The following is a 16,912-nucleotide window of genomic DNA, read 5'->3' as shown; positions in this document are numbered from 1 at the left end:
TTCCCCCACGAACCCCCCGTGTTGAGGAGGCGAGGAGTGACACGGCACATGCGCCCCTGGCTGATCGCCGTCCTGGTGCTCGTGGCACTGGCGGGCTGGATTGCCAGCGGCTATCTGGCCCGTGGCGGGGCCGAACCGGCCGCGGCGTCGTCGCCGGCGGAGAACGCACCGGCGGCGATGCGCGTGCAGGTCAGCGAGCAGCAGGCCCGGACCATCACGCGCTGGCTCGTCCTCCAGGGGCAGTCCCGGCCCGACCGCCGCGTGAGCGTGCGTGCGGAGACCGGCGGACGGGTTGCCGAGCCGCCGCTCACCAAGGGCCGTCCGGTAGCCGCAGGGGCGAGCATCGCCCGCATCGCCATGAACGACCGTCAGGCGCGCCTGGCCGAGGCCCGTGCGCTGGTGAGCCAGCGCGAGGCCGAGGCGGCCGCCGCCCGGCGTCTCGCCGACAGTGGCTACCAGTCCACCACCCAGCGCCAGGCGGCGGAGGCCGCGCTCGAGGCCGCCCGTGCCGAGCTGGCGTCGATACGCGAGGAGATCGCCAACACCGACGTGCGCGCCCCCTTCGACGGCATCCTCGAGTCCGTCACTGTGGAGGAGGGCGATTACCTCACCGCCGGCGGCGAGGTGGCGGAGGTCGTCGATCTCGACCCCCTGCGGGTAACGGTGTTCGTCGCCCAGCAGGACATCGCCCGCGTGACCGTGGGCACCGCGGCGCGGGTGCGCTTTGCCACCGGCGTCGAGCGCGAGGGGCAGGTGGACTACGTCGCCGCCACCGCGGACGAGGAGACCCGCACCTTCCGTGTGGAGGTGGCGGTGCCCAATGGCGGGGGCGACGTCCCTGCCGGGGTCAGCGCGACGGTCCGGCTGCCCGCCGACCGGGTCAGTGCTCACTTCGTCTCCCCTGCGGTGCTGACCCTGGGCGACGACGGCGCCCTGGGGGCGAAGACCGTCGATGATGAGGGCCGGGTGGCCTTCCACCCGGTCTCGGTGGTCCGCGCCGAGCGCGACGGGGTCTGGATCAGCGGCCTGCCGGAGCGTGCGCGGGTGATCACGGTGGGTCAGGGGTTCGTGCGCGCCGGAGAGCCGGTGACCCCGGTGGACGCCGCGGACTCGCCCCTGAAGCTCGACGGGCGTGTCCCCGCGCCCGCCGCCCCGTTGCCGGAGACGGGCTGAGCCGTGGGCCGGCTGATCGCCGCGGCGTTCGGGCGCAGCCGCACGGTGCTGCTGTTCCTGCTCATCATTACCGTGATGGGCTGGCAGGCGTACCGGGATATCCCGAAGGAGGCCGAGCCCGACGTCGCCATCCCCATCATCTATGTCTCCGTCGCCTACGAGGGCATTTCCCCGGAGGACGGCGAGCGGCTGCTGGCCCGGCCCCTGGAGAAGGAGCTCCAGTCCATCGAGGGCCTCAAGGAGATGCGCACCACCGCGGCCCAGGGCTATACCGCGATCGTGCTGGAGTTCGAGGCGGGCTTCGACGCCGACCGGGCCCTCGCCGACGTGCGCGAGCAGGTGGACATCGCCAAGTCGGACCTGCCGCCGGGGGCCGAGGAGCCGGCGGTCCAGGAGGTCAACGTCGCACTGTTCCCGGTGCTCACCGTGGCGCTGTCCGGGCCGGTGCCGGAGCGCACCCTGGTGGACGTCGCCACGCGGTTGCAGGACCGCCTCGAGGCCCTGCCCGGCATCCTCGAGGCGGATGTCGGTGGCGACCGCGAGGAGGTCATGGAGATCATCGTGGACCGCCGGGTGATGGAGACCTACGGCGTCTCCTATGCGCGGCTTTTCTCGGTGCTGAGCGGCAATAACCTCCTGGTCGCCGCGGGAGCCCTGGACACCGGGGCGGGGCGCCTCGCGGTGAAGGTCCCCGGACTGGTCGAGGACCTGGACGACGTCATGACCCTGCCGGTGAAGACCAGCGGTGACCGGGTCGTGACCTTCGGCGACGTCGCCAGTATCCGCCGCACCTACAAGGATCCCGACGAGTTCGCCCGGGTCGACGGTCAGCCCGCCCTGACCCTGGAGATCTCCAAGCGCGTCGGGGCCAACATCATTGAGACCGTCGCCGCGGCACGGGAGGTGGTCGAGCAGGCCCGGGGGGAGTGGCCCGACAGCCTGCAGGTGGCCTACCTCCAGGACCGCTCCGAAGACATCCGCACCATGCTGCGGGACTTGCAGAACAACGTCCTCGCCGGCGTGATCCTGGTGATGGTGGTGATCATTGCGGCGCTGGGCTGGCGGCCCGCGCTGCTGGTGGGCATGGCCATTCCGGGGTCTTTTCTCGCCGGCATCCTGGCCGTGTACCTGATCGGCTACACCATGAACATCGTGGTCCTGTTCAGCCTCATCCTCGTGGTGGGGATGCTGGTGGACGGGGCCATCGTGGTGGTGGAGCTCGCCGAACGCCGGCTCTCCGAGGGCTGGCCGCGGCGTGACGCCTACCTGCACGGGGCTACCCGCATGGCCTGGCCGGTGATCTCCTCGACCGCCACCACCCTGGCGGTGTTCCTGCCGCTCACGGTCTGGCCCGGCGTGGTCGGGGAGTTCATGAAATACCTCCCCATTACCGTGCTCCTGACCCTGTCCGCCTCGCTGGCCATGGCGCTGGTGTTCGTTCCCGTGCTCGGCGGGCTGATCGCACGCCGCGACCCGGCGAGCGCGGCCAACGCCGCCGCGCTGGAGGCGGCGGAACGCGGCGATCTCGCGAGCCTGCGCGGCTTTGTCGGCGGCTACGTGCGCATGCTCTCGCGGGCCCTGGACCGGCCGGGTCTGGTCCTGGCCGGCATGGTCGCCACGGTGGTGGTGACCTATGCCGCCTACGGCCTGTTCGGCCGCGGCGTGGAGTTCTTCCCCGAGGTGGAGCCGGACTTCGCCCAGGTCCAGGTCCATGCCCGCGGCGATCTGTCGGTATGGGAGCGCGATGCCCTGGTCCGGGCGGTGGAGGAGCGTCTGCTCGGATTCGGGTCCATCGAGCACGTCTACGCCCGCACCATAAGCGACCCGGAGCGCATGCAGAACGTCTCGCCGGATACCGTGGGCGTCATCCAGCTCGAGTTCCGCGACTGGGACCAGCGTGCACCGGCGGCGGAGATCATGCAGCGGATCCGCGATGTCACCGCGCCGTTGCCCGGCATTCGCGTCGAGGTCCGCAAGGCCGAGTCGGGGCCCTCCCAGGGCAAGCCGATCCAGGTGCGGGTGAGCGCGGACCGGCCGGAGGCGCTGAACACCGGGGTCGAGCGGGTGCGCACGCTGATGGACGAGCTCGGTGGGTTCAGCGACACCGAGGATAACCGCCCGGTGCCCGGGGTCGAGTGGCGGCTGGAGGTGGACCGCGAACGTGCCGCCCGCTATGGCGCGGACGTACAGCTCGTGGGCAATGCGGTGCAGCTGGTCACCAACGGGGTGCTGCTCGATGACTATCGCCCGGACGACGCGGACGAGGAGGTGGATATCCGTGTGCGGTTCCCGCCGGAGGACCGCAGCCTGGAGACACTGGGTCTGCTGCGTGTGCCCACCGACCAGGGCCAGGTGCCCATCGCCAACTTCGTGACCCAGCGGCCGGGGCCGAGCACCGGCACCATCGAGCGCGTCGACGGGCGGCGGACGTTTACTGTCGCCTCCGAGGTCGCCCCCGGCGTGCTGGCGGACACCCAGGTCCAGCGCCTGCGCGATGCCATCGGCGAGGCGGACATGCCGCCGTCCGTCGAGATCGCATTCGCCGGCCAGGACGAGGATCAGCGCGAGGCCCAGACCTTTCTCTCGAACGCGTTCATCGTGGCGGTGCTGTTCATGGCGCTGATCCTGGTTACCCAGTTCAACAGCCTCTACCAGGCGGTGCTGGTGCTCTCCGCCATCCTCTTCTCCACCGCCGGCGTGCTGCTCGGCCTGCTGGCGACCCAGCGGCCGTTCGGCATCGTCATGGGCGGGGTGGGGATGATTGCGCTGGCCGGCATCGTGGTGAACAACAATATCGTGCTCATCGACACCTACAACGTCCTCCGCCGGGAAGGCATGGCGGCGCGGGAGGCGGTGCTGAGGACCGCCGCCCAGCGGCTGCGGCCGGTGCTGCTCACCTCCGTGACCACCGTGCTCGGGCTGATGCCGATGGTGCTGAAGCTCAACGTCGACATCATCGGGCGGGAGGTGCAGTACAACGCCCCGTCCACCCAGTGGTGGGCCCAGCTCTCCAGCGCCATCGCCGGCGGTCTCACCTTCGCGACGGCGCTCACGCTGGTGCTCACGCCGTGCCTGCTGATGCTGGGGGCCAACGTCGCCGAGGCCTTGAGGCGGCGGCGCGCCTAGGGCTCAGCCACGGGCGATGAGGGCATCCGCCGCCTCCGCCAGGTCGGCGGCGATGATCGTCGGCGCCGGGAACAGCGCCTCCGGGACCTGGCCGGGGCGCGCGATGAAGGCGCCCTGCCAGCCGGCGCTCATGGCACCGGCGATGTCCCAGCCGTGGGCGGCCACCATCGTCAGTGCGGCCGGGCGCTCGCCGATCAGCCGGGCGGCGGTGTCGTAGACGGCGCGTGCCGGCTTGAGCGCGCGCGCGGCGTCCACCGAGTGCATCGCGTCCAGCAGCGGGCTGAGCCCCGCATGGGCGAGCTGGTCGCGCATCACCTCCGGGGCGGAGTTGGTCAGGGCCACCAGCGGGAAGCCGGCATCCCGCAGGCGGGCGAGGGCGTCCGCAACCTCCGGGTGGGGCGGGAGCCGGCGCATGCCGGCGGCGATATCCTGACGGCCGGCGCGCTCCAGGGTGACACCGCGGCGTTGCGCGACCATGCTCAGCGCCGCCGCCCCGACGGCGCTGAAGTCCTCGTAACGGCCGGTCAGCGTGACGGTCATCGCGCTCTGCAGGACCTGGGCGAACCACTCCCGGCGGGCGCCGGCGTCGCCGAACAGCCGTTCGAAGACCGGGTCCAGCGCGCCCAGATCGAGCAGTGTCTCGTTCACATCGAATACAATCGTCTGCGGCATCCTTCGCTCCCGTGGTCCGGACCCTCGATAACCGTGACGTCCGGTGTTCAGCATAGCAGCGGGACCCGGTCCGCAGGGGATGCCGCTGGTGTCGAAACGGGGGAAAGCATGTGCTGGAGTGCGGTCCACTGCCGCGCCTTCGAGATCCGTGAGCCGGTGCCGGCCGCCGCGCGGACCGCCGTCGAGGCGGCGGTCGCCCGTCTTGGCGGTGTCAGCGGTGTCTGGCTGAGGCCCGGGCAGCGAAGGCTGGTCGTGCGCGGCGAGGTCAGCGAGACGGACCTCGTTACCGTGCTGGCCACGCTCGGCTACACGGTGGCCGCCGCCGGTCCCTCCCGCGAGGCGGACCCGCGGACCGGACGCTCGGCCCTGGCCGCGGCGTTTGCCGGGGCCGTGCTCCTCATCATCGACACCTATGCGCAGGCACTGGGGGCGGGGCCCGCGTGGCGCGCGGGCGGTGTGGCGGTGGTCGTGCTGGTGATGGTCCGGATCCTGCCCGCGGCGCTGGCCCGCGGGACGCCCCGGGAGCGGCCGCGGTGCGTCCCCGCAGTCGGGCTGGTATGCGGCGGTGTGGCTGCGGGTATCGGACATGCGCTGCTCGTGCTTGCCGCCCCTGCACTGCTCGTGCCGGAGGGGCAGGGCGGGTACCTGGCGTTCCCGCTGTTCGCCCTCGCGGTCTACCAGGCCGGGGTCGCGTTGATGGGCCGGGGCGCGGGGCCGGTCGCCCGCCCGGCGGACAGCCTGAGGGCGCTGCTGCCGGCCACGGCCGCCGAGCATACCGCCCGCGGCTGGCGGCGGGTGCCGTCGTCGCGGCTCACCGAGGGGGCGCGGGTCCATGTCGACGACGGCGAACGTGTGCCCGCCGACGGCCGCATCGAGACGGGACGGGCGAGTCTGGACGAGTCCGCGTTTACCGGAACGGAAGGCGTGGTCAGCCGCGAGCCCGGTGACCGGGTCCTCGCGGGCACCCTGTGCCGGGACGGCGGCTTCACCATGGTGGTGACGCGGCCACCCGGCGAGGGGGAGCTTGCCGGTATGATTGCGGGGGTTCACCGTCCCGGTGGCCCGAGCCGCCGTCCCTGCCACGGCCTGGACCGTCTCCTCGGCTGGCTGCTCACCGGTGCCCTGACGGCGGCGGTGCTGTCACTGGCCGGCTGGTGGCTGCTCGACGGGACCCCCGGGCAGGCCCTGCTGTCGGCGTGCGTGCTGCTGGTGCTCGCGGCGTCGCCCGCGGTGCCCCTGGCCGTGCCCCTCGCCCTGAATGCCGGGCTCATACGCCTGGTGGAGTTCGGCGTGATCGCCCGCCAGCCGGACGTCCTGGACGCCCTCGCGGGACTTTCGGTGATCGCCCTGGACAAGACCGGCACGCTCACGGCCGCGGCCGCCGAGGTGGTCGCCGTCGAGCCCGTCGACGGGGTCGCCATCCGCGACATCTTCCGCTGGGCGGCGGCGGTGGAGGCCGGTGAACGTCCCGGGCCGGTGAGCCGGGCCGCAGAGGAGCGCAGCATCCGGGCCGGGGTGGCCGAGGACGTCGAGCGCCTGCCCGGCGGTGCGCTGCGTGGCCGCATCGACGGCCGCGACGTGGTCGTCGGGACACACCGGGCGCTGGCCGCGGCGCGAATAGACAACCCGCTCAGCAAACGCGGTCTGGAGCTCCTGGACGAGGGCAGCACGCCGCTGTTCGTCGCCGCCGACGGGGTCCTGGCCGGTGCGCTGGCGCTGGCGGCACCGCTGCGTCCCGAGGCCCGGGACTCGGTGACCCGGCTGCGCCGGCTGGGCCTGCGGGTGGTGATGCTCACCGGCGATGAGCCCCGCGCGGCCCGGGCGGTCGCGGATAGCGCGGCCATCGGCGAGGTGCGCGCGGGCGTGCGTGCCGAGGACAAGGCCCGCCATATCCGTTACCTCCAGCAGTCGGGGGAGCGGGTCGGCATGGTCGGCGACGGCGTCAACGACACCCTCGCGCTGGCGGGCGCGGACGTCGGCATCGCGGTGGCCCGGGGCAGCGAGGTCGCAGTCGACAGCGCCGACGTGACCCTGGTGCGCGATTCCCTCCACGCGGTGGCGGACGCCGTCCTCGTTGGCCGTCTCACCGTGCGCAACATGCGCGAGGGGGCCTTTGGCGCACTGGTGTACGCGCTGGCGCTGGCACCCGTTGCCGCGGGGCTCGCATGGCCGGTTTTCGGGTGGCTGGTGACCCCGGGCGTACTGGCGGTGCTGGTGGTACTATCGGTGCTCACAGTGCTGGCCAACGCCGCGCGGCTGCGCTACCAGGAGGTTGCCGGCGGCGGGCCGGAATGAGCCGGCGGCGTGCCGCCGGAGCGAATGGTCGATGCCCGGGAGGAGACCCCATGCTGCGGCAACTCGCGATCGCCACGGTGGTGGCCCTGCTCGTCGTCGCCTGTGCGACCTCGCCGACGGGGCGGCGCCAGCTCCAGCTCTTCCCCGCCGGCCAGATGCAGGCCATGGGCGTGGCTGCCTTCAAGGAGATGAAGGACGAGAAGCCGGTGCTCGACAACAAGGCGGTGACCGGCTACGTGCGCTGCGTGGCCGACGCCATCACCGCCGTTGTGCCCCAGCGCTACCAGCCCGACGGCGACTGGGAGGTGCGTGTGTTCGACCTCGACAGCGCCAACGCATTCGCCCTTCCGGGCGGCAAGATCGGCGTCCATCGCGGGTTGCTGGAAGTGGCGAAGTCGCCGGATCAGCTCGCTGCGGTCATCGGCCACGAGGTCGGACACGTCATGGCCGACCACAGCAACGAGCGCATGTCCCAGCAGTTTGCCGTGGGAACGGGGCTGGCCGTCGCCGGCATCATCGCCGGCAACGGCGACGGTGACCGCCAGCAGGCCCTGGCCCTGCTCGGCCTCGGTGCCGAGGTGGGTGTGCTGCTGCCGTTCAGCCGTCTCCACGAGAGCGAGGCCGACACCATCGGCCTGGAGCTGATGGCCCGGGCCGGCTTCGACCCACGCGAGAGCGTCGCGTTGTGGGAGAACATGGAGGCGGAGTCCAAGGGCGCTCAGCCGCCGGAGTTCCTCTCCACCCACCCCTCCCATGGCTCGCGTATCGACGGCCTCCAGTCGGACATGCCCCGTGCCATGTCCCTGTACCGCCAGGCGCAGGAGTCCGGGCGCAGGCCGGGCTGCAAGCGGGTCACGCCCTAGTCGAAGATCACGGTGCGGTTGCCGTAGGAGAGGATCTTGCGCTGCAGGTGGGCGTGCACCGCCTGCGCGAGCACCAGCCGCTCCAGGTCGCGTCCCTTGCGCACCAGCTCGTCGACGTCGTCCCGGTGGGTCACCGGGGTGACGTCCTGGGCGATGATGGGCCCGGCGTCGAGTTCCTCGGTGACGTAATGGCTGGTCGCGCCGATGATCTTCACGCCGCGGGCATGGGCCGCGTGGTACGGCCGTGCGCCGGCGAAGGCCGGCAGGAACGAGTGGTGGATATTGATCAGCCGCTCGCGATAGGCCCCGATCAGCGCGGGGCCGACGATCTGCATGTAGCGCGCCAGCACCACCAGATCGATCTCGTGGGCGCGTAGTAGCTCGAGCTCGCGTGCCTCCTGCGCCGCCTTGTTCTCCGGGGTGATCGGCAGGCAGTGATAGTCGATGCCGAAGCGCTCCGCGACCGGGCGCAGGTCCTCGTGATTGGAGACGATCAGCGGAATGTCCACCGCCCACTCGCCCCCCTGCCAGCGCGAGAGCAGGTCGTAGAGGCAGTGCGGCAGCCGGGAGACGAACAGTGCCAGCCTCGGGCGCTCGTCGGAGAAGTGCAGCCGCCACGTCATCCCGTAGTGCCCGGCGATCTCGTCGGCGAAGGTCCCGCCGATGGCCTCCGGGGCGATGCTGAATCCGTCCAGCGCCCACTCGACGCGCATGAAGAACACGCCCTGGCTGTCGTCGACGTGCTGGTCGAAGTAGACGATGTTGCCGCCGTGGCGGGCGACGAAATCGCCCACCGCCGCGACCAGGCCGCGCTGGTCCGGGCAGTGGGCGAGGAGGATCGCGGTGCGCTGCGGGCCGGTGCTCATGGGGGGTTGCCTTCACTGGCTGATGCACGGGATCGCGTAGTGTACCGCAGCGCCGGGGTTGAAAGGGACGTGATGAGTCGTCATCCCCTTTAACGTTCGCAGGCTATCTATATCGATCCTCTCAGAGGTGATTCCGTAAGGGGGACTCATGGCAATGGAGTACGTTGAATCCGCCGGTGCCCGCATCCCGAAGCTGGGCTTCGGCACCTTCCAGCTCGATGACGACAACGCCCGCGAGATGGTCCGTACCGCCCTGGAGGCGGGCTACCGCCACATCGACACGGCGCAGATGTACGGCAACGAGGCCGGTGTCGGCCGGGGTATCGCCGATGCCGGCGTGCCCCGGGAGGACATCTGGTTGACCACCAAGGTCTGGGTGGACCGTTTCCGCGACGGCGACCTGCAGCGCTCCGTGCGCGAGAGCCTGGGGCGTCTCGGCGTGGACAGCGTCGATCTGCTGCTGCTCCACTGGCCGAACCGGGATGTCCCGCTCGGGGAGACCATCGGCGCGCTCAACGATGTCCGCGAGCAGGGGTTGGCCCGCCATATCGGGGTGAGCAACTTCCCTGTGGCGCTGGTGCGCGAGGCCGAGGGGCTCAGCCGCGCGCCGCTGGTCACCGACCAGGTGGAGTATCACCCCTACCTCTCCCAGGCGCCGCTGCTCGAGGCGCTGCGCGAGCGCGGCATGGCGCTGACGGCCTACTGCCCCCTGGGGCAGGGCGGTGTGCTGAACGACGGCACCATCGCCGCGATCGCCCGCGATCACGACCGCACACCGGCCCAGGTGATCCTGCGCTGGCATTACCAGCAGCCGGGCGTGGTGGCGATCCCGCGCAGCCGTCGGGCCGAGCATGTGCGCGCCAACTTCGATATCCTCGGTTTCTCGCTGTCCGACGAGGAGATGCGCCGCATCAGCGGGCTCGCCCGGGCGGACGGTCGTGTCGTCAACCCTGCCGGCCTGGCCCCGGAGTGGGATAACGCCGGCTGAACCGCGTCGCCCCGCGCCGGCGGCGCCCGATTAATAAAGGAGCTCTGCCAGCGTGGCCCGACGGCCCCGATTCACTCTCGCGGCCCTGCGAGCCGATGCCGTCGCCGGCGGCATCGGTGGGCTGCTCGCGCTACCCCAGGTCATCGCCTACGCCCTGATCGCCGGTGTCCCCGCCGAGTGGGGGCTGCGCAGCGCCGTCGTGGTGACGGCGGTGGCCGCGCTTGCCGGCAGCTCCCGGGAGATGATCACCGGCCCCGCGGCGGCGCTGTCGCTGCTGACCTTCGCCGTGGTCTCGCCTCTTGCCGAGCCCGGCAGCGGCGACTACCTGATGCTGGTGGTCACGGTGATGGCCCTGGCCGGCGTGATGCAGCTCGCCGTGGGCCTGTTGCGTCTGGGGCGGCTGGTGAACTTCGTCTCGCACACGGTGATCGTCGGCTTCACCGCCGGCGCCGCCGTGCTCATTGCCTGGAGTCAGGTGCCGGAGTTGCTCGGTGCCGGCTCGACGAACAGTCCCGGGGCGATGCTCCAGCAGGCCTCCTGGCCCTCTGTCGCCACCGGTGCGGGGGTGATCCTGGCGATCCTGGTACTGCGCCGTCTCGGCCTGCGCGGGGGCGCGCTGCTCGGCGGCCTGGTGGCCGGCAGTGCCGGCGTGGCGCTGGCCGGGGGCGGCGATGTCGCCCGCGTGGGCACGCTCAGCCTCGCCTCGCTGCCCGCGATCCATCCGGTGATCTCGCCGGGCCGGCTGCCGCAGCTGGTGCCGGGGGCCGCGGCGATTGCGCTGCTGGGCCTGCTGGAGGCCGCTGCCATCGCCCGAGCCCTGGGCCGGCGCAGCGGCCAGCGCATCGACGCCGATCGCGAGTGCACCGGGCAGGGGGTGTCCAACCTGGTCGGCTCGTTCCTGGGCTGCCTGCCCGGGACTGGCTCGTTCACGCGCTCGGCGGCCAATCAGGAGGCTGGCGCACGCACGAGCGTCGCCGCACTGGTCTCGGCGGTGACCGTGGCCGCGGTGGCCCTGGCCTGGCCCGGCCTGGGGCAGTGGCTGCCGCTGCCGGCGATGGCCGGGGTGATCCTGGTGGTGGCGGTCCGCCTGGTGGACGTGCCCGCCATTCGCGAGGTCCTGCGTGCCGGCCGGGGCGAGGCGGCGGTGCTGGTGGCCACGTTCCTCGCCACCGTGTTCCTGGAGCTCGCCTACGCCGTGCTCATCGGCGTGGTCGTCTCGCTGTTCGTCTACCTCGCCCAGGCCGCCCGCCCGCGCATCGTGGAGGTGGCGCCCCGGGCCGACCGGCCGGGGCGGGACCTGCGTAACGCCGGCAAGCACGAGCTGGCGGTCTGCCCGCAGTTCGCGGTGCTTCGTGTCGACGGCGCGGTGTTCTTCGGTGCGGTGGAGCACGTGCGGGATGCCGTGCGGGCGCACACGGGGCCGGAGCGGCCGTACCTTCTGGTCATCGGCAGCGGCATTCCGCTGATCGATGTCGCCGGTGCCGGCATGCTGGCCGAGGAGGCCGAGCGGCTGGAGGGGATGGGGGGCGCCCTGGTGATCTGCTCGCTCAAGGACGACGTGCGCCGGGCGCTGCACCGTACCGGCCACGCGGATCGTCCGGGGCAGCCGCGGCTGAGCGCGAATCCGGGTACGGCCATCGCCGAGACGGTTCCCCGCCTCGACGACGCCACCTGCGCACGCTGCACGGTGCGCATATTCCGCGAGTGTGCGGCCCGCCCGGGCGGGCCGGCACACGTGGCCGGGCTCAGCCCGCCAGACGCCGGTACTTGATGCGGTGGGGGCGGGCGGCCTCGTCGCCCAGGCGCCGCCGCCGGTCCGCCTCGTACTCGGTGTAGTTGCCCTCGAACCAGGTCACCTGGCTGTCGCCCTCGAAGGCGAGGATATGGGTGGCGATGCGGTCGAGGAACCAGCGGTCATGGGAGATGACCATGGCGCAGCCCGGGAAGGCCAGCAGCGCCTCCTCCAATGCCCGCAGGGTCTCGACGTCCAGATCGTTGGTCGGCTCGTCGAGGAGCAGCGTGTTGCCGCCCTTCTGCAGGAGCTTGGCGAGGTGGACGCGGTTGCGTTCGCCGCCGGAGAGCTCGCCGATGCGCTTCTGCTGCTCCGATCCCTTGAAGTTGAAGCGCCCCACGTACGCCCGGGACGGCACCTCGTAGTTGCCGACCTTGATGATGTCGTGGCCGCCGGATATCTCCTCCCAGACGGTCTTGTCGCCGTCCAGGTCCTCGCGGCTCTGGTCCACGTAGGCCAGATCGACCGTCTCGCCCACGCGGATTTCGCCCTCGTCCGGCTGCTCCTGGCCGACGATCATGCGGAACATCGTGGACTTGCCCGCACCGTTGGGGCCGATGATGCCCACGAGCGCCCCGGGCGGCATCTTGAAGTCGAGGTCGTCGATGAGCAGCGTGTCGCCGAAGGCCTTGCGCACGTGGGCGGCCTCGATGACCAGGTCGCCCAGGCGTTCACCCGGCGGGATGTAGATCTCGTTGGTCTCGTTGCGCTTCTGGAACTCGCGGGACTGCAGCTCCTCGAACTGGCGCAGTCGGGCCTTGCTCTTCGCCTGGCGGCCCTTGGGGTTGGTCTGCACCCACTCCAGCTCCTTCTTCATGGTCCGGCGGTGGGCGGCCTCCTCGCGGGCCTCCTGCTCCAGGCGCTTCTCTTTCTGCTCCAGCCAGGACGAGTAGTTGCCCTGCCAGGGGATGCCCTCGCCGCGGTCGAGCTCGAGGATCCAGCCGGCGGCGTTATCGAGAAAGTAGCGGTCATGGGTGACCGCCACCACGGTGCCCTCGAACTCGGTGAGGAAGGTCTCCAGCCACGCCACGGACTCCGCGTCCAGGTGGTTGGTGGGCTCATCGAGCAGCAGCATGTCCGGCTTGGACAGCAGCAGCCGGCACAGGGCCACCCGGCGTTTCTCGCCGCCGGACAGGGTGGTGACGTCCGCTTCCCAGGGCGGCAGGCGCAGGGCGTCCGCCGCCTGCTCGAGCTTGCGGTCCAGGTCCCAGGCGCCGGCGGCTTCGATCTGGTCCTGGAGCTTGGCCTGCTCGGCCATCAGGGCCTCGAAGTCGGCGTCCGGATCGGCGAACTGGGCGGAGACCTCGTTGAACCGGTCCACCAGCGCCTTGGTCTCGGCCACGCCATCCTCGACGTTGCCGCGCACGTCCTTGCCCGGATCGAGCTCCGGCTCCTGGGGCAGGTAGCCGATGTTGATCCCGGGCTGCGGCCGAGCCTCGCCTTCGTACTCGGTATCCAGGCCTGCCATGATGCGCAGCAGCGTCGACTTGCCGGAGCCATTGAGGCCGAGCACGCCGATCTTGGCACCGGGGAAGAATGACAGCGAGATGTCCTTGAGGATCTGCCGCTTGGGCGGGACGACCTTGCCCACGCGGTTCATGGTGTAGATGTACTGGGCCATTGGCAGCTATCGGGTTCTCGTAGTGGGTACAGGGACGGAATCGCGCCCGCGGGCGCGGGCGGAATACGATTAAGTGCAGTGTAAGGGGTTCTCTGGTAGGGATAAAGCCGGTTGGACGACTACCACACCACACACGAGGAAGAGACCATGAAACGTCTGTTTACGGTGATCACCGCGGGTGCGCTGGCGCTCGTCATGCTGCCGGCGTTTGCCGCGGGTACCGCGAAGGTGCGCGTCGAGGCCGGTCCCCAGGGGACGATGAAGCCCATGACCTTCGAGTGGGGCGACGATGGCGAGGTCCGCATGGAGGTGCCGGGTCAGCAGGGCTACATGCTCGTGCGCGACGGTCACGCCTATGCGGTGCGTGGTAGCGGCGCCGACGCCATGGTGCTCGATCTTACGGCGATGCAGAAGGGCGGCGGCGAGGCCAAGGGCGACGGCCTTGCGGGGCGCACGGCGCTGCTCGGCCTGGATGCCCTGGACGGGAGTGCCACCGTCGCCGGGATCGACGGCGAGCTCTATCGCATGCGCTGGCGCGAAAAGGGCGAGGAGAAGTCCGGCCGTGTCGTGCTCAGCGACGACCCCATGGCGCAGTCCCTGAGCGATGCCTGGGGCGAGCTGGCCCGGAGCATGGGGGCCGACTGGGACGAGGGCGGCGTGATGTCCGGACTGCAGGAGCGCGGTCTGGGGCTGCTCCGGCTGGAGGGGCAGTTCGAGGTCGTGGAGATATCCGGTGACGCCCCGGCGGCCGGTCGTTTCGAGCTGCCCGCCGAGCCCATGGACCCACGGGAGATGATGCAGCAGGGCGGCGGCCAGTAGCCCCGGAGGCTGTCCGCGGGCGGCCCGGTGCGCGGGCCGCCCGGCGCCGCGTGGCGGAAGGCCGCGTCAGCCCTTGCCCTTTGTGCGCGTCTTGCCGGCCTTGCCTTCCTTCTCGATGAACTGGACGATTGCCCCGGCGACGTCCTTGCCAGTGGAGGTCTCGATGCCCTCGAGCCCCGGCGAGGAGTTCACCTCCAGCACCACCGGGCCGTGGTTGGAGCGCATGATGTCCACGCCGGCGACATTGAGCCCCATGATCCGGGCAGCGCGTACCGCCGTCTGACGCTCCTCGGGGGTGATGCGGATGGGGGTGGCGGCGCCGCCGCGGTGGACGTTGGAGCGGAACTCCCCTTCCTTCGCCTGGCGCTTCATCGAGGCGATGACCCTGTTGCCCACCACGAAGCAGCGGATATCCGCGCCGCCGGCCTCGCGGATGAACTCCTGGGTGAGGAAGTAGGCGTTCAGGCCGTGAAAGGCGTCGATCACGCTTTCCGCGGCCTTGGTGGTCTCTGCGAGCACCACGCCCTTGCCCTGGGTCCCTTCGAGGAGCTTGATCACCAGCGGGGCGCCGCCGACCAGGCTGATGAGGTCCTCGTTGTCGTCCGGCGAGTAGGCGAATCCGGTCACCGGCAGGCCGATGCCGCGGCGTGCGAGCAGCTGCATCGAGCGCAGTTTGTCCCGTGAGCGGGTGATCGCCACGGACTCGTTGAGCGGAAACACGCCCATCATCTCGAACTGCCGCAGCACGGCGGTGCCGTAGAAGGTCACCGAGGCGCCGATGCGCGGGATCACCGCGTTCGGCGACTCGAGGATGTCGCCCTTGTAGTGCACCTCCGGCCGGTGCGCGCTGATCTTCACATAGCAGCGCAGCGGGTCGACGACACGCATGGTATGGCCGCGTTCCTTCCCGGCCTCGACGATGCGGCGCGTCGAGTACAGGCGGGCGTTACGGGAGAGGACATAGATCTGCAGTGGCTCGGCCATTCGTATCTCGTTCCACGCTGGCTACTGCGGATGGTGAGGGCGGCGGATATCCGCCCCGGCGTCGGGCGATGCCCCCGGCTGGCGCGTACGGGCCCGTGCCCGGTCACCGCGACGGCGGCGGGCGACGTACCCAGACTTCGCTGTCCGCCGCGCCGGCCAGGTACGAGGCCCCCGGATCCACCAGCAGGCGGCGTTTCATGGCGCGGCGACCGATGAGCATGCGAAAACCCATGGTATCGCGGTTGGTCAGTGACAGATCAATGGGAAATCGCTGTCCCGCGATGAGCAGTGGTGTGCGGATCACGATGCGCCGTTCGCGGTGCCCGGTGGAGCTGGTGACCATGCGCTCTTCGAGCACATCGGCCGCGCAGTGCACGGTGCGGTCGGTGCGGCGCTGCAGCGGGTGGACCTCGAAGGCGACCCGGTCGCGGCCGTTGTCGCTGAAGCGGTGGATGTGGACCGCGTGCAGCGCGGAGGTCGACGCGCCGGTGTCGATCTTCGCCTTCACCGCCTCGATGCCCAGCTGAGGCAGGCCGATCCATTCCCGCCAGCCCACCCAGAGCCGCGGCCGGCTACGGCGTCGCGCGCGTGTGCTCATGCCCCCGGTTTCCCGTTGCGGATGACGCCCCAGTGTTGGCGCTGACGCGGTGTTTGGCAACCGGGCGGTTACCGTTGCCGGCGCAGGCTGCCCGGGGTGACGCCGTAATGACGTTTGAACGCGCTCGCGAAGTTGCTCACGTGCCGGTAGCCGAGGCGGAAGGCGATCTCCTTGATCCCCAGCGGCGTGTCCGCGAGCAGCTGGTGGGCCATTTCCAGCTTGCGCTGCTGCAGCCACTGCGCCGGCGGCACGCCGTAATGGGCCTTGAACGCCTGCATCAGGCGCGTCGCTCCCAGTCCGGTGTCCCGGCCGAGCTCGTCGATCGAGGGCGGGCAGGCCGGGTGCTCGAGCAGCCCGGCGGCGGCGTCGCGCACGCGAGCCACCTCCCAGGCGCTCAGGTGCGTGCCCGGCGAGTCGTTGCGGGTCAGGGATTCGAACGCCCCGCTGACGACCTCGAGCAGCCGGCCCTCCAGTGACAGGCGGCGGATCTCGCCGTGGTAGGGGCTGGAGAAGAGCTGCCCCACGGCGGGGCGTAACGCCGCGTCCATGCGCCGGTGCAGCTCGAACGCGCCCGGGGCGTGGCTCCGGCCTATCGCCGCCACCGGCGCCGGGAGGCGGGCGCCTTCCGAGAGGCGCTCGAAGAGGTCGTTCGAGAGGGTGATGCCGACCGTCCGGATCCGGCTTCGCGCCGGCAGCCGGAAGTCCACCCAGCGCTCCGCGGGCATGTGCCAGTGCCAGTGGCCGTCCCGGATGGTGCGGGGCTGGTCGACGCCGGGGATGAACACGTCGAAGGCGGTCTCCCAGGGGATGATCAGGCCGATCTCGTGCAGGTCGCTCTCGTCGGCGGCCAGGATGTTTACCGGATCCGCGCCGGTGTGGCCGTCGGCGAGGATGGCCCGCACCCCGTGCGCGGTCTGCACCGTCTCGAAGCGCATGTGCCCGCCCGGCAGCGGCATCTCGGCCATGGTCGGCGGCTGCTCATGCGGGACCGGGCTGTCGAATATCCATTCGACGGTCCTTGCGCCGGATTTCATCAGTGTCACCCCCTGTGCCGGGCGGAAGGGACCCGGTCTGTCCCCGGGCCGCCAGCTTCCCGCGGCAACGATTATTCTGCA

Annotated in this window: 13 protein-coding genes; 7 read left to right on the top strand and 6 right to left on the bottom strand. The window is 71.1% G+C overall.

Features of this window, described 5'->3' with window-relative positions; all coding sequences use genetic code 11:
• Nucleotides 1-36: 36 nt before the first annotated feature.
• Together ACEZHJ_RS15725 and ACEZHJ_RS15720 are read left to right on the top strand one after the other, a co-directional pair.
• Nucleotides 37-1,173 carry an efflux RND transporter periplasmic adaptor subunit gene (locus tag ACEZHJ_RS15725; protein ID WP_375036687.1) on the top strand — a complete coding sequence of 379 codons (1,137 nt, stop codon included), beginning with the start codon at nucleotides 37-39 and terminating at the stop codon, nucleotides 1,171-1,173.
• Between the two features lie 3 nt (nucleotides 1,174-1,176).
• Nucleotides 1,177-4,299 carry an efflux RND transporter permease subunit gene (locus ACEZHJ_RS15720; RefSeq protein ID WP_018716366.1) on the top strand — a complete coding sequence of 1,041 codons (3,123 nt, stop codon included), beginning with the start codon at nucleotides 1,177-1,179 and terminating at the stop codon, nucleotides 4,297-4,299.
• A 3-nt stretch (nucleotides 4,300-4,302) separates the two neighbouring features.
• Here ACEZHJ_RS15720 and ACEZHJ_RS15715 read toward each other — a convergent pair whose 3' ends face one another.
• Complete coding sequence (locus ACEZHJ_RS15715) at nucleotides 4,303-4,971, bottom strand: HAD family hydrolase (protein ID WP_375036686.1); 669 nt, start codon at nucleotides 4,969-4,971, stop codon at nucleotides 4,303-4,305.
• 108 nt (nucleotides 4,972-5,079) lie between these two features.
• Here ACEZHJ_RS15715 and ACEZHJ_RS15710 point away from each other — a divergent pair, with 108 nt between their 5' ends.
• Complete coding sequence (locus ACEZHJ_RS15710) at nucleotides 5,080-7,266, top strand: heavy metal translocating P-type ATPase (RefSeq protein WP_375036685.1); 2,187 nt, start codon at nucleotides 5,080-5,082, stop codon at nucleotides 7,264-7,266.
• A 50-nt stretch (nucleotides 7,267-7,316) separates the two neighbouring features.
• Nucleotides 7,317-8,129 carry a M48 family metallopeptidase gene (locus ACEZHJ_RS15705; protein WP_018716363.1) on the top strand — a complete coding sequence of 271 codons (813 nt, stop codon included), beginning with the start codon at nucleotides 7,317-7,319 and terminating at the stop codon, nucleotides 8,127-8,129.
• Here ACEZHJ_RS15705 and purU read toward each other — a convergent pair.
• The gene (gene purU / locus ACEZHJ_RS15700) at nucleotides 8,126-8,995 is read right to left on the bottom strand and encodes a formyltetrahydrofolate deformylase (RefSeq protein WP_163142751.1); all 870 of its coding nucleotides are present in this window, start codon (nucleotides 8,993-8,995) and stop codon (nucleotides 8,126-8,128) included. The genes ACEZHJ_RS15705 and purU overlap by 4 nt on opposite strands.
• Before the next feature lie 154 nt (nucleotides 8,996-9,149).
• Here purU and ACEZHJ_RS15695 point away from each other — a divergent pair, with 154 nt between their 5' ends.
• Both ACEZHJ_RS15695 and ACEZHJ_RS15690 read left to right on the top strand, forming a co-directional pair.
• A complete protein-coding gene (locus ACEZHJ_RS15695) occupies nucleotides 9,150-9,983 on the top strand; it encodes an aldo/keto reductase (protein ID WP_259202133.1) in 834 nt (277 codons plus the stop codon).
• A 52-nt stretch (nucleotides 9,984-10,035) separates the two neighbouring features.
• Complete coding sequence (locus ACEZHJ_RS15690; protein ID WP_163142536.1) at nucleotides 10,036-11,754, top strand: SulP family inorganic anion transporter; 1,719 nt, start codon at nucleotides 10,036-10,038, stop codon at nucleotides 11,752-11,754.
• Here the strand turns inward: ACEZHJ_RS15690 and ettA are convergent.
• Nucleotides 11,729-13,396 (bottom strand): energy-dependent translational throttle protein EttA, encoded by a 1,668-nt coding sequence (gene ettA / locus ACEZHJ_RS15685; protein WP_259202134.1) that lies wholly within the window; start codon nucleotides 13,394-13,396, stop codon nucleotides 11,729-11,731. The genes ACEZHJ_RS15690 and ettA overlap by 26 nt on opposite strands.
• Nucleotides 13,397-13,543: 147 nt before the next feature.
• On the opposite strand from ettA, the gene ACEZHJ_RS15680 reads away from it, so the two are divergent.
• Nucleotides 13,544-14,215, top strand: coding sequence for a hypothetical protein (locus ACEZHJ_RS15680; protein ID WP_163142171.1), 672 nt, complete (start codon nucleotides 13,544-13,546; stop codon nucleotides 14,213-14,215).
• Nucleotides 14,216-14,281: 66 nt separating this feature from the next.
• Here ACEZHJ_RS15680 and rimK read toward each other — a convergent pair whose 3' ends face one another.
• The 3 genes from rimK to ACEZHJ_RS15665 all read right to left on the bottom strand — a co-directional run bounded on the left by rimK (nucleotide 14,282) and on the right by ACEZHJ_RS15665 (nucleotide 16,831).
• Nucleotides 14,282-15,199 carry a 30S ribosomal protein S6--L-glutamate ligase gene (rimK, locus tag ACEZHJ_RS15675; RefSeq protein ID WP_018716357.1) on the bottom strand — a complete coding sequence of 306 codons (918 nt, stop codon included), beginning with the start codon at nucleotides 15,197-15,199 and terminating at the stop codon, nucleotides 14,282-14,284.
• A 103-nt stretch (nucleotides 15,200-15,302) separates the two neighbouring features.
• Nucleotides 15,303-15,797 carry a RimK/LysX family protein gene (locus ACEZHJ_RS15670; protein ID WP_018716356.1) on the bottom strand — a complete coding sequence of 165 codons (495 nt, stop codon included), beginning with the start codon at nucleotides 15,795-15,797 and terminating at the stop codon, nucleotides 15,303-15,305.
• Between the two features lie 68 nt (nucleotides 15,798-15,865).
• Nucleotides 15,866-16,831, bottom strand: coding sequence for an AraC family transcriptional regulator (locus tag ACEZHJ_RS15665; protein WP_259202136.1), 966 nt, complete (start codon nucleotides 16,829-16,831; stop codon nucleotides 15,866-15,868).
• Nucleotides 16,832-16,912: the final 81 nt, after the last annotated feature.

Origin of the sequence: Arhodomonas sp. KWT2 (assembly GCF_041949875.1) — a bacterium.
GTDB classification, from domain to species: domain Bacteria; phylum Pseudomonadota; class Gammaproteobacteria; order Nitrococcales; family Nitrococcaceae; genus Arhodomonas; species Arhodomonas aquaeolei.
The sequence above is the reverse complement of the archived record's forward strand: the minus strand, read 5'-3'. Positions and strand labels throughout refer to the sequence as shown.